The following is a 12628-nucleotide window of genomic DNA, read 5'->3' as shown; positions in this document are numbered from 1 at the left end:
AAAAACCGTCATTTTTCTTTCATTGCCAGCTTCCGGTTTTCATTCGTCTTTAATTTTTTTCCTGTGCTTTAATCCAAATTCGATCAAAGCATTGATTACTGGCTGGGTTTCAATGGCGTGGTCAGTCAGTGCATAAGAAACCGTTACGGGTTTAGTATTATTAACTGTTCGTGTGATCAGCAGATTTTCTTCCAGTTCCTGTAATTCTTTTGAAAGCACCTTAGGGGTTATACCTATTGATGTTTCCTGCAAGTCCTTAAAACGCATGATCTTATACTGATACAGATTAAGCAGAATACAAAATTTCCACTTCCCGCTCAATAACTCGATAGCATCCCTTAATGCCAGTGTTCTTTGCCTGGATTGCTCAGGGTCACAGGTATTCGTATCAAAAAGCATAGTCACTTTCTTTTAGGTAATCAATAGTATATGTATAGCAAATATCCGATAAGTTTGGGCCGAAATAAAATAAAACAGTAAATGACAAAGACAATTTTTATCACCGGTGCCTCAGCAGGTATTGGTAAGGCCACAGCCAAACTATTTGCCGCAAAAGGGTGGAAAGTTATCGCTACCATGCGTAAGCCTGAAAATGAAACAGAACTGAATCAGCTCGATAATGTTATACTGCTGCCATTGGATGTAACAAATGTGAAGCAAATCATTGATACCACTGAAAAAGCTTTGGCCATGGGCAATATCGATGTGGTATTCAACAATGCAGGATATAGCGTACTGGGACCATTGGAAGCCACAACCGACGAACAAATTGTGGGTCAAATGGAAACTAATTTCCTGGGTACAGTGCGTGTCACCAAAGCTTTTATTCCAAATTTCAGGGCTAAGAAATCAGGATTGTTTATCAACACAACTTCCTCGGCCGGGCTCATGGCCTTTCCGGTCAGTTCGATGTACGATGCCAGTAAGTGGGCATTGGAAGGCTGGGCTGAAAGCTTGTCATTTGAATTAGCCCAGTTTGGCATCGGTATCAAAAATATTGAGCCAGGTTTGGTTTCTACGGATATGACAGAAAGATCGGTGTTTCCTTCCCATCCGGCATATGAAGTTCTGGCAGGAAAGTTTTTCGCTGCATTGAGCGGACCCGAAATTAAAATGTCCACTCCGGAACAAATTGCAGAGGTTGTGTACGAAGCCGCTACCGATGGCAAAAATACCTTACGGTATGTCTGTGGTGAAGACGCAAAAGCATTGTATGCACAGCGCCTTGCAGCAGGCGATGAAGGATTTAGACAAGGCATTAAACAAATGATGCTGGGAGAATAAGGCCAAATTTGAAATCGCATTTTAAATTAATTTCCTGGCTGTATGTCTGGTAATAAATAAATTAAAATCAGGATAAACTGCATATCCGGTTTATCCTGATTTTATCTGATGCTATGGAATGATAACAAAAGAAGCGGTAGCAACCTGGTTTTTGCCCTTCATTTTTACAATGTATTTACCTGTTGGCATTAGCGGCAGTTTTAATTTAAAAACCTGCTTATCCGAAGTGACCGCAAAATTCTCATTTGTGTAAATCACACGGCCCCGGACATCATAAACCATTACTGCAAGCTGATCATTTACACTCAGGCCGGTTGTCTTGAATGTAATATTTTTGCTTTGCCCGGGATTTGGAAATGCATTAACTGACAGTGGCACTACCGCTCCTTTAATGGCAATAATCGAACTATATTCGAAGCTTCCGTCCAGGTCAATTTGTTTTAATCGATAATAGGTATAACCCGTGTTTTCATTGACATCCGTTAGCTGATATTTGTGCGTGACAGCAGAAGTCCCCGCCCCTTTCATGGTAGAAACTGTTTCAAAGCCATATTGTGGCCTGAGCGTTCGTTGTACCTCAAAGCGGTCAAAACTTTTTTCAGAACTTGTTTCCCAAAACAAAATCACCTTCGTGATATCCAAACGTTCACCGGAAAAGCTTTTTAAAGTAACAGGTAACGGGTTAGATTTACATAAATCTGGCCCGCAAGGATCTGCCGCGAAACGGCCTGCCTGCAGTCTGACATAATATTCTGGCTGGGTTTTGGCAACCAGCTGATCAGCAGCTTCTTTGGCAGGTGACTGGTAAAAAGGAGTTTGCGCCCACGAATAAGTAGCCACTACCAACAAAGCAAACAAAGAGAAAAAATATCTCATAAAATCCTACGTTGCAGACATTAATAGGTTTGTGTTATGGTGCGGAAATTAAACATAACAGGCGTGTCGGGTGTGACGCTACCATTTGGATTCATGGTATATGTCGTTATTTTAATGGCAGTATAGACCAGACTAAGGGTTTCAGATGCCGGGCATCCTCCTGAACAGGCAGCTCCACTGGTGGCAACATCGGAGATATAAACATCTTTTAACTGTATTTTATGAACGATGGTACCATTGAAATTAGTGGATATAATTTCAATCTCTGGTATGATCTGGCCCATCAATTGTTTTTGCAATAATTTACTTGAACTTACATCAACTGATTTGGTCACAACGACCTTGGTTGCACTGGGTTTGCCCACCCCGGATCCGGTTCCGCCGGTAATATTTACATCTATCATTGTCCCAAACTGAAAGCTGTGTATTTCAGCATAATCCTGGTAAGTATCATTCTGGCTTGCCCCGGCCGTCAGCTCACCAGCTTTAAGAAAAAGGCCCTGGCCGGTAACCCGGGACGTAAAAGAAAGATAACAGGCACAAAATAAAAGCAAGCAGACTTTTTTCATTTTTTTATAACATTTGAGATGTACGAAGGAAATATTCTGGAAAAAGCAGGAAATATTCTAAAAAAGAAGTGGTGTTGGAGGAAACAGGAATGAAGTATAACTCAGCGTAAAATGTGAATCATGATTTCATTATCAAGTTAGTAAGAATTACAATATGGAATCTAAACTTCTTATTAACCGGCAATTTTACTTATGCTTTGCAGGTTAGTTGCCACTGGATGGATTCAATACGTTTTTGGTTGTGTACCATCACGTTTTTGCCAGTTATATGCGGCTACGGAATTTTTCCAGAAGTATTTTTCCGTAGCAGCCTGGCCCTTTTCCAAGAAGTAGCTGCGTACCAGGTTTAGTCCATCTTCAAAAGGCAGCCATTGGTCACTGTTCGGCCAATCACTTCCATACATCAGCCTGTCTTCACCAAAGATTGTGTAAAGTTCATCCAGGCGCTCGCGATAAAAACCTAATTCCGTTGGTATCTGGCCGTTCACCCTGCGTAAAACCTCAGAAATTTTCACAAACACTTTTGGCCTCTGGCCGAGCTCCCGCAGGTCAGCTTCATAGGACATTCGAATGATTTTATCCTCAGGAATGGCCATCTGTGGCAAATGATCTATTACAACCTTTAAATCAGGAACCAGATCTGTGAGCTTCACAATTGCGGACAGCAGCGCAGGATTTGGATTTGCAGTATCCAATATCAATCCATTCTGCGCCAAGGATTTAAGATCTGAGATGAAACCAGGATTTGCCAGCTGGCTTGAAATATCGTGTCCCCATAAGTTCCCATAACGGATACCACGAAAAAGTGGATTTTTCTGAAAACGACCAAGCTGTTTCCCGAAGTCGTGTTTTCCCGGTTCAAGATTACCTATGACACCGACAATAATTTTATCTTTTTCTGCAATGTCAAGAACCCATTGGTTGTCTTCCAGCCAAGGACTGGCTTCTACGACAATAGCACCAACGATTCCAGTCCGTCCGGCAATATTGCGGTAACGTTCAGGAAGAGCCGGTTTATAAAGAATTTTATCACCTTTCTCCGGCCAGGGTATGCCCTGAGAACGATTCGTATCGAACAGATGTATGTGTGTATCAATGATTGGTATTGTCACATTTAGTCCAGTATTTACTTCTGGAAAACCAACAGCAACGGAAACGCCGGCGGATAAAGCAAGAAATTTTCTCCGGTTCATTAATAAAAAGTTTATGGGCAGCAATCACTATTATCATTCAAAACGATTTTATGCAGTAGTTTACTCACCAGAGACAAAATTGCCTGGTTACGATTTGCAGGATCCGGAGAAAGTATAAACCATTTTTTTTGTCAAAATATCCTGCCGTTTTCCTTGTGCCTGGGACTAGGTAACTTTTAATTATACTAGCCTTCTTGAAATCTTTTATTTTTATAATAAATGATCCTACGTGTTAATGATCTGGTTAAACCGCTGCAACATCTAATATTGTTAGTTTGAGGCAATAAGCATAAGTTTACCTCTGATACCGTGGCTTTGAAATATGAAGGGCCCTTTAATTACCGGATCTCAGGGTCAACAAATGTACTGGACCGGGTACAGCTCTCAGAAGGACAAGCTGTTTATCGGAACGGATTGATTAAAATTGAGTATTATCTAAAGGATTATCAAGGCAACAGCAAGACAGCATTTGATGAAACAGGGACAATTGTTCAGAAAACGGATTATTATCCCTTTAGCCAGGAAATACCCAAAGATGTGGGCGTCCCCCTGAATGCAAGAAACGGAATTAACTGTTACAACTTCCTGGGAAAAGAAACACAGGTTGCCAGCGTGTATATTGATCTGCAGGCTAGGTTTTATGATCCATTGACCGGAAGGTTCACCAGTGTTGACCCTGTCACAAAAAGCCAGGAGCAATTAAGCATTTATCAGTATGGCTGGAATAATCCGATTAGATATTCTGATCCAAACGGGGATTGCCCTATCTGTGATGACTTCAAAAAGCTATTTAACGCGACAAACAACTACTTGACGAAAAATGTAAGCGGATACGTGAAAAGTAGCGTTGAAGTTACAGCTGGACAAAGAGTGGCTTTAAAAATTGGTGAAGGAGTAGGCGGAGATATGAATGCTGCTTCTGTACGATTGGTAAAAGCAGAAGCTTCATATGATACTGGACTTGCTACCTTTAAGTGGACATTGAGTTAAGTGAAACTTTTATAACTTAACACTTATGTCTGGAGAAAGAAGAGTATTTGACAAGGAGTTCAAACTGATGAGCGTTGAACTAAGCAATAGCCGCACAGACCTTGCTGCACTGGCAAAAGAATTGGATGTTCCACCTGCTATGCTATACCGCTGGCGTAGAGAGTTTTCTGCGAAACAAAACGGTAGTTTTCCTGGCAACGGAAAGGTGATTTTAAGTGAAACGGAACAGGAATTGGCCCGGCTAAGGAAAGAACTCCGCGACACACAACTTGAACGAGATATCTTAAAAAAGGCTGTAGGCATTTTCTCCAGGAGCGATGGCAAATATTCGGGTTCATAAAGGATCACCGGAAAATATTTCCCATTGAGAAAATGTGCATGGTTTTTAAGGTAAGCAGAAGCAGGTTTTATACTTGGCTGAGCAATAAACTATCGGATACAGCTATTGAAAATCAGACCCTTATCGATAAAATAATTGTTATTCATGGGGATAGTAAACAAACGTACGGAAGCCCCAGGGTCACTCAGGAATTGTACAAACTGGGGGTGAAAGTGTCCCGTCCAAGGGTCGCCAGACTGATGAAGAAAGCAAAAATAAGAAGTATTGTCAAGAGAAAATTCCGTGTCACAACAGATTCTGAACATACATATCCGGTTGTAGCAAATAAGCTTAACAGGCAATTTAAAGTAGAAAAAATAGCTACTGCGTGGGTGTCTGACATCACATACATTAAAACGACGCAAGGTTGGCTATATCTCACCATAGTACTGGATTTAGCTGACAGGAGAGTAATTGGATGGGCGCTTAGTTCAACAATGAAAGCTATTGATACTGTGATACCTGCGTGGAAAATGGCTCTGAAAAATAGAAGCGTAACCTGTGAATTAATTTTCCATTCGGATAGGGGAATTCAATACGCCTGCAACGAATTTAAAAGTTTGCTGGACAAAAGCCCACTGGTAATAAGAAGCATGAGCAGAAAAGGAAATTGTTGGGATAATGCGGTTGCTGAAAGTTTTTTTAAGACCTTAAAAGCAGAATGTGTTTACCAAAATACTTTTATTAATAAACACCAGGCAGCAATAATTGTATTTGAATATATTGAAACCTGGTATAATAGAAAGAGGCTTCATTCTGCCCTCGGGTACATGTCACCAAAAGAATTTGAAGAACTTTTAAATATGCAGAAAATTGCGGCTTAACATTTTGTCCTCTTTATTGTTGCAATTCCAGTATCCCATCCGGACTGGTAACAGTAGCTGACTGGCTTATAGTAAGCATCACATAACAGGCCCTTGAATCACCATCTTTGGGTTTTCCAACGGAGCCGGTATTGATCAGGTGATGATAATGGTTACTACCGTCTTTTCCGGAATTAATGATCCGGTGGTAAGGCTTGTGTGAATGACCAAAGCACAGGATATCAGCATTAAATTCTTTAACCAAATCCAGCATATATTGCTTAGGCAGCTCTTCCAAAAGATATTCGTTGATACTGCGGGGACTGCCATGTACCAAAAGCATATTTAAATGATCATCATTGAGCTGAAATTCAAGTTTCAAATGCCTGGGAAGTGTCAAAAGATAATCCCGCTCCTTAGAGCCAACAAGCTTATAAGCATACTCACTGCTTTGCTCTTTGCTGCATTCACCTTCTGATGGAAGTATTTTAGAGACTTTCAGGTCATGGTTTCCCGCAATGGTGGCAATTCCATGTTTGCGGATCAAACCAATTACCTGGTTTGGCCAGACGTTATAGCCAACCAGATCACCCAGGCAGTAAACCGCATCCGGTTTTTGTTTTTCCAGATCTTCAAGGACTGCTTCAAAAGCAGGAAGATTGGCATGGATATCAGATAGTAATGCTATTCTCATTTGCCGGTTCGTAAGGATTCTGCGTAAGCATTAGGAAGAATACTGTCTTCTACGGCTTTGGCAGCTTTTTCAACATTATAATCAAAGCGTATAAATTCTACCGTAATGCTGTCCTTATTTGCTATGGATGCATCCTGCCCAATATTCAGGATTACATAACCACCTCTTGGATCGCAATCTTTGGGTTTGCCAACAGATCCGATATTGATCGCATGACGGAAATGATCGCTGCCGTCTGTCTGAACTGAATCCAAGATTCTATGATACGGTTTGTGTGTATGGCCAAAGAGCATCACATCTGCATTTGCCTGCTCCATGATCCGGATCATGCTTTGCTCCTGCCGGTCTTCAAACAAATATTCATTGATCCGGCGCGGGCTGCCGTGAACCAAAAGCACTTGCAAAAGCTTTTCATTCAATTGAAATTCCAGCCGGATATGAGCTGGCAAAGTACGCAGGTATGCCCTTTGCTCATCCTTTACAATCTGATTTGTATAAGCAATAGATACTTTTCCATTCTCTTTTTCATCATCGGTTTTGTAGGCACATCCGCAATCGTCGCTGCTCCTTCCAATACCGAAGTCATAATTACCGGCAATGGTGGGAATACCCCGTTTTCTGATTTCATCAACTACTTCATTGGGCCAGATATTGTATCCCACCAAGTCTCCAAGGCAATAAATGGCATCTGTATCACGTGTTTCAACGTCTTTAAAAAACGCCTCTAAGGCAGGCAGGTTCGCATGGATATCTGAAAAAAGGGCAATTTTCATGGTTGTAAATTTAAATATTCAATAATTTCAGAAACGGTCTGCCGGGCAGACCGGCCTACACCTATCAGCGTAGCAGAAGCGTATCCGGTAAAACTTCCGTAGCCTACCAGCCATAAGCCGATAGCTTCCTTCGATCTTGTGCCTTCACAATCGGCCTTTCCTTTTTCTTTTAAAATTCCAAGATTTGTAAGATGATCAGTTGCAAAGCCAAAACCCGTGCACCAGATCACAACATCAAAGGTTTCATGGCTGCCGTCCGGCCATGTAACACCATTCCCGTACATGGTTTTAAAAGTAGGCCGTGTTTTCAGGACATCACGTGAGCGTGCCTCTTTTACTGCCGGGACCATCACGATATTACCTACATTGTACTGAGCTGCATTAAATTCTTTGCCCTCTTTCATCGCATGGTATTTGGCAGAAGCCACATCAAAAAGCACCCTGCCGTCTACATCATCGGGCAAAAATTCCGGCTCTTTTTCTGCTGCCCAAACAGTGGTTGCTACTTTTGAAACTTCCGCCAGGATCTGTGCTCCGGAATTACCGGCACCTACAATCAGTACTTTTTTATTGATAAAAGGATCTGCATTTACATACTGTGAAGAATGCAGCTGCTGACCAATGAACTGATCTTTACCCGGCACATTTGGTACAAATGGCTTTTGAAAAGTACCGGTGGCCGATATCACCGTTTTACTACGATACTGCCCCTGATCCGAAAAAACATTGAAAACCTCGCCTTCTTTTGTAACATCCTGCACTTTTATGCCATGCTGTATATTTAAATCATAGCGTTTTTGATAAGCGTCCAAATAGTCCAGTACTTCATTTTTGGAAGGAAATTCATGTTCTGATTTTGGCATCATCCATCCTGGCAACGAGCTATGCTGTGCCGGTGAAAATAAAGTCAAAGTATCCCAGACGTGCTGCCACGCTCCACCGCCTTGCATCTGGTCATCCAAAATAATGTATTTCAGATTCGCCCGGCGAAGAAAGTACCCGCAAGCCAGAGCACTCTGCCCGCCACCAATAATAATCAGGTCATATAACTCCATGCAGGGCTCAGACAATTTCAGTTTTGTAATATTTATCCCGCAGCCAGAAAGCCACATTCACCAGGGCTATCAATGCCGGTACTTCTACCAGCGGACCGATCACACCGACAAATGCCTGGCCGGAGTTGATACCGAACACGCCGATAGCAACTGCAATGGCAAGTTCAAAATTGTTACCTGCCGCCGTAAAGGCAATGGAAGCATTTTGTGAGTAATCCGCACCCAGTGATTTTGCCATAAAGAAGCTTACCAAAAACATGATCGCAAAGTAAATGACCAGTGGAATAGCGATTAAAAGCACATCACCCGGCAGCTGAATAATCAGCTCACCTTTTAGGCTGAACATCAGCATGATCGTAGCTAAAAGCGCAACCAAAGTAACAGGTGATATCATAGGTATAAACTTTTTCTCATACCAGTCTTCCCCTTTCAAGGCAGACAGCCCAAAACGGCTGATCATTCCGGCAGCAAAAGGAATACCCAGGTAAATGCCTACACTTTTAGCAATTTCAGCAATTGTAATATTTACATTCAGTCCTTTTAATCCCACCAATGGGGGTAAAACCGTAATAAAGAAATAAGCATAAAAGCTGTAAAGCAGTACTTGAAACACGCTGTTTAGTGCTACCAGCCCGGCAGCATATTCCCGGCTGCCTTCTGCCAGCTCGTTCCAGACCAAGACCATGGCAATACACCGCGCCAGACCGATCAGAATTAGCCCGATCATATAATCCGGATGATTCGGAAGAAAGATAATGGCCAGTATAAACATGAGTACCGGCCCAATGATCCAGTTTAGTACCAGCGAAGCCGTCATCACTTTGGTATTGCGGAATACTTCGCCCATTTTGTTGTATTTCACCTTGGCCAGTGGCGGGTACATCATCAGGATCAGGCCGATAGCAAGCGGGATATTGGTTGTACCACTTGAAAAAGTATTGATGTAATCAGGCAATGAGGGAACAAAATTGCCAAGGCCGACGCCAATGGCCATGGCCAGAAAAATCCATAACGTTAAGTAACGGTCCAGGAAGCCTAGCTTCTTCCGGTTTGCCGCAGGGGCACAATTATTTGCAGACATGCTATATTAAGTTTTCTTTAACAAAGTTCTCAGTGTAGGCTTTGACCATTTCACGTACAGTACGAAACTGCTCTGTTATTTGCTCTTCGCTGCCAGTTGCTTTGCCAGGATCCGGAAAGTTCTGATGGAATTTCTTCGCATTAGTCGGAAAATAGGGACAGCGTTCTTTGGCGTTATCACAAACCGTTATCACAAAATCAAAGTCAATGTCTTTATATTCATCGATGTTGTTAGAGGTGTGGCCAGAGATATCAATCCCATCTTCTGCCATAATGGAAATAGCTTTGGGGTTCACTCCATGGGTCTCAACCCCTGCACTATATACGGTGGCTTTATCACCAGCAAATTTTCTGAGATAACCTTCGGCTATCTGGCTCCTGCAACTGTTACCGGTGCAAAGCACTAATACTTTTTTCATTTTGCTTAATCTATTCCTGTTACTTTGCTTCTTCTTTCCAAAAGGTTGACGCTCCGCCAAATTCCTTTCATCTTCCCGATATTTTCGCGGTATCCGATCAGACGGAAACCATTTTTCTCGTGCAGTTTGATACTTGGGACGTTTTCGGTAAATATACCTGCCTGAAGTGTCCAGTAGCCCCCTTTTTCACTTTCCAGGATCAGGTGCTTTAAAAGTGTATCACCTATTTTTTGTCCCCGGAAACGGCTACCGATATAAACGCTCACTTCGGCTACTCCGGCGTAGACACATCTTCCGGACACCGGTGTCAATGCTGCCCACCCGGCAATTTCACCGCTGTCTGAAAGTGCCACAAAACGGTACCGGGCTACATGAGACTGATCCCAGACCGGCCACTCGGGCGCACTGGTTTCAAGGGTGGCATCTCCGGTAGCTATACCTTGTTCATAAATTTCACGGACGGCTGGCCAGTCACCAGGTTCTAAATTTCGTATCGTGATCATATTTAGCAGATTAGATTATTAACAGCATCCCCCACCTGGCGTGCAACTTTGGGTTTCAGCACCAACCATTTCAAGTACCTGCACTTGTTTCACATCAGTTTCCTTTTTGCTGGAAGGTGTGCAGCATTCTTCACCGGATGATGTAGTACCACAGCTTTGTCCCCTGGTTATTGCCTTGCATTGGGTAAAATCAGCGGCCAGGTTAACAGTAAAGGAATCACCTTCAGCTATAAATTCAGAAGGGTACATCTGGCGGGTATCAAACTTTGAATTACCAAATTCTATTTTGACCACGCCCAGCGGATTAAGTGGAAGCGATTTTTCTACCAGGCTGATGATGGAAAGCGCTTTGCTTACTTTCATGGCATGTTCAGTCTCTGCTACCGACGGCTCCCAAAGCTGTACTATGATTTCCGTCCAGCTGTTCATCACGCCACCACAATCGACAGATACAATCGGAGCCTGTTTGATCTCGGTAATATGATATGATGCATCTACATACTCACCTTCTGCATATTGGAATTGGAGGATTTTATCCGGATTTTCCAAAAGTGTGCTTTTGAAGGCTTGCCAGTTCATTGGATTTAAGTTATTCATTGCTATGTTACGATTAAATAAAGTTAAGTAAATTATTTGTCCACATACTTATTTGCAGCAAGCTACTGCAACATCCGGTTCAAAGATTTCTCCAAATATAGCTTTTGCTTCCTGCCATACTGTTTCATTGATGCAATAGCAAACACGGGGCGGATTGATTTCTCCATGCAGGATACCAATATTTTTAAGCTCCTTTAAATGCTGTGAAACCGTGGCCTGCGCAAGCGGAAGCACTTCTACCAGATCACCACAAACGCATGATTTCTCTTTCAAAAGATGCTGAATGATAGCAACCCGTGCCGGATGCGCCAGCGCCTTGGCCAGATCTGCAATACGGTTTTGTTTGTCCGTGAATACCTGTGTCTTTGTAACTCCCATGTGCCAAAGGTATAAACTATTTTATTCATTGCAATAATACGATTAACATTTTTTAATTTTTTGTTGATGTAGGATTCCGGACAACCGAATGGAGATCATTGGCCAATTGTATGAATTTTATATCCGCTGAGAATTGAATGTACTGCATTGTAGTTAAATTATAATCCTACGCGAAAGTCGTGACGGTTTTTCTCCCTTTCTTTAGTTTACCCCACTTTTTGGGCAGACAGGCTAATGGGTATGAAGAGAATAAGAAAAAAAGCATACTTCATAATATTGTCAGTATGATGCAAGGTTAGTAAGTGAATTAAATATATGGTAAGGCTGCCGGTTTGCAAAAAGTGCAAAAGACAACAGCTGGTCGCAGGCAGGATTTTATAATAAATTAAAGTACTTAAAAGATTAACCGGCCATTATCACATTTGGCTGTCAGAATATAGAAAGTTAATATTATTCTTTCCCCTGGTTTAATATTAAAAAACCAATTTCACTTGGATGGTCCTGGATAAGCTCAGATCCTTGTAATTTTCGCATCATCCATAAAATGATCATATCCCCGGCTGCTGTTACCGTGAAAAGTATACCTGTGGTTAAAAACCAGCCTGAACCGTTGATCAGAGAAATGACGTAGGGTATCATTCCCAAAATGATTAAAGGCATCACAACAACATATCTGTATTTTGAAACAGGCATGGGCAGCATGCTGTGACAATACGGAGTAAATGATTTCCACTGCACACCAAACCGGATATTTTTCCATCCTATTCCAGCATACCAGGCAGCCGTCATGCCATGTATCAACTCATGAACAATCACACCTACGATAAAAATGATCAGCACATATTTCAAGTTGGAAACAGACCGCTCAATGATTCCCTTTGTATCGATTTTCCAGATCAAAGCAAATAAAAGGACCATTACCGGCATAAGAATGAGCGTCAGGACAATGCTGAACAGATTGCCGGTGCGGGCACTGATCGTATGGTGTTTTAAGGACGTTGTCATTTTAAAGATGTTTTTTGTTACTAATAAAAT

The 12628-nt window shown here is 42.1% G+C and carries 16 protein-coding genes; 3 read left to right on the top strand and 13 right to left on the bottom strand.

The annotated features are described in order from the left end of the window. Nucleotides 1–39 precede the first annotated feature (39 nt). Nucleotides 40–399, bottom strand: a complete 360-nt coding sequence (locus tag KZC02_RS30660) for a helix-turn-helix domain-containing protein (RefSeq protein ID WP_221392140.1) — start codon at nt 397–399, stop codon at nt 40–42. Between the two features lie 81 nt (nt 400–480). On the opposite strand from KZC02_RS30660, the gene KZC02_RS30655 reads away from it, so the two are divergent. After that, on the top strand, nt 481–1284 hold the full coding sequence (locus KZC02_RS30655) for an SDR family oxidoreductase (RefSeq protein WP_221392139.1): 804 nt from the start codon (nt 481–483) through the stop codon (nt 1282–1284). A 111-nt stretch (nt 1285–1395) separates the two neighbouring features. On the opposite strand, the gene KZC02_RS30650 is transcribed toward KZC02_RS30655, so the two are convergent. From KZC02_RS30650 to KZC02_RS30640, 3 genes are all read right to left on the bottom strand, one after another. Next, nucleotides 1396–2160: a T9SS type A sorting domain-containing protein gene (locus tag KZC02_RS30650; protein WP_221392138.1), complete on the bottom strand. Its 765-nt coding sequence runs from the start codon at nt 2158–2160 to the stop codon at nt 1396–1398. Nucleotides 2161–2180: 20 nt separating this feature from the next. Continuing rightward, nucleotides 2181–2729, bottom strand: coding sequence for a type VI secretion system tube protein Hcp (locus KZC02_RS30645; protein ID WP_221392137.1), 549 nt, complete (start codon nt 2727–2729; stop codon nt 2181–2183). Between the two features lie 224 nt (nt 2730–2953). Then, nucleotides 2954–3922, bottom strand: a complete 969-nt coding sequence (locus tag KZC02_RS30640) for an amidohydrolase (protein WP_221392136.1) — start codon at nt 3920–3922, stop codon at nt 2954–2956. A 309-nt stretch (nt 3923–4231) separates the two neighbouring features. Between KZC02_RS30640 and KZC02_RS30635 the strand changes: the two genes are divergently transcribed. Further along, nucleotides 4232–4912 (top strand): RHS repeat domain-containing protein, encoded by a 681-nt coding sequence (locus KZC02_RS30635; RefSeq protein ID WP_221392135.1) that lies wholly within the window; start codon nt 4232–4234, stop codon nt 4910–4912. A 25-nt stretch (nt 4913–4937) separates the two neighbouring features. Continuing rightward, nucleotides 4938–6115 (top strand): IS3 family transposase gene (locus tag KZC02_RS30630; protein WP_221389931.1). Its coding sequence is split into 2 segments (ribosomal slippage): nt 4938–5208 and nt 5208–6115, totalling 1179 coding nucleotides; the frame shifts between segments, so codons are not numbered across the junction. A gap of 13 nt (nt 6116–6128) precedes the next feature. On the opposite strand, the gene KZC02_RS30625 is transcribed toward KZC02_RS30630, so the two are convergent. The 9 genes from KZC02_RS30625 to KZC02_RS30585 all read right to left on the bottom strand — a co-directional run bounded on the left by KZC02_RS30625 (nt 6129) and on the right by KZC02_RS30585 (nt 12598). Then, nucleotides 6129–6788 carry a metallophosphoesterase gene (locus tag KZC02_RS30625; protein WP_221392134.1) on the bottom strand — a complete coding sequence of 220 codons (660 nt, stop codon included), beginning with the start codon at nt 6786–6788 and terminating at the stop codon, nt 6129–6131. Then, nucleotides 6785–7561, bottom strand: a complete 777-nt coding sequence (locus KZC02_RS30620) for a metallophosphoesterase (protein ID WP_221392133.1) — start codon at nt 7559–7561, stop codon at nt 6785–6787. Before KZC02_RS30620 ends, KZC02_RS30625 begins: the two co-directional genes overlap by 4 nt. Next, nucleotides 7558–8616, bottom strand: coding sequence for an ArsO family NAD(P)H-dependent flavin-containing monooxygenase (locus KZC02_RS30615; RefSeq protein WP_221392132.1), 1059 nt, complete (start codon nt 8614–8616; stop codon nt 7558–7560). Before KZC02_RS30615 ends, KZC02_RS30620 begins: the two co-directional genes overlap by 4 nt. Nucleotides 8617–8623: 7 nt before the next feature. Beyond that, nucleotides 8624–9697 carry an ACR3 family arsenite efflux transporter gene (gene arsB, locus KZC02_RS30610; RefSeq protein WP_221392131.1) on the bottom strand — a complete coding sequence of 358 codons (1074 nt, stop codon included), beginning with the start codon at nt 9695–9697 and terminating at the stop codon, nt 8624–8626. A gap of 1 nt (nt 9698) precedes the next feature. Then, complete coding sequence (locus tag KZC02_RS30605) at nt 9699–10115, bottom strand: arsenate reductase ArsC (RefSeq protein WP_221392130.1); 417 nt, start codon at nt 10113–10115, stop codon at nt 9699–9701. Between the two features lie 5 nt (nt 10116–10120). Continuing rightward, nucleotides 10121–10618, bottom strand: a complete 498-nt coding sequence (locus KZC02_RS30600) for a GNAT family N-acetyltransferase (RefSeq protein WP_221392129.1) — start codon at nt 10616–10618, stop codon at nt 10121–10123. 18 nt (nt 10619–10636) lie between these two features. After that, nucleotides 10637–11215 carry a DUF6428 family protein gene (locus tag KZC02_RS30595; protein ID WP_229253893.1) on the bottom strand — a complete coding sequence of 193 codons (579 nt, stop codon included), beginning with the start codon at nt 11213–11215 and terminating at the stop codon, nt 10637–10639. Nucleotides 11216–11263: 48 nt separating this feature from the next. Beyond that, nucleotides 11264–11593, bottom strand: coding sequence for a helix-turn-helix transcriptional regulator (locus KZC02_RS30590; protein WP_221392128.1), 330 nt, complete (start codon nt 11591–11593; stop codon nt 11264–11266). A 450-nt stretch (nt 11594–12043) separates the two neighbouring features. Further along, nucleotides 12044–12598: a DUF3267 domain-containing protein gene (locus tag KZC02_RS30585; protein ID WP_221392127.1), complete on the bottom strand. Its 555-nt coding sequence runs from the start codon at nt 12596–12598 to the stop codon at nt 12044–12046. Between the last annotated feature and the right edge of the window lie 30 nt (nt 12599–12628).

The sequence above is a fragment of the Dyadobacter sp. NIV53 genome, assembly GCF_019711195.1.
Classification (GTDB): Bacteria; Bacteroidota; Bacteroidia; order Cytophagales; family Spirosomataceae; genus Dyadobacter.
Note: the sequence above shows the minus strand (reverse complement) of the source record. Positions and strands in the feature narration are given on the sequence as shown.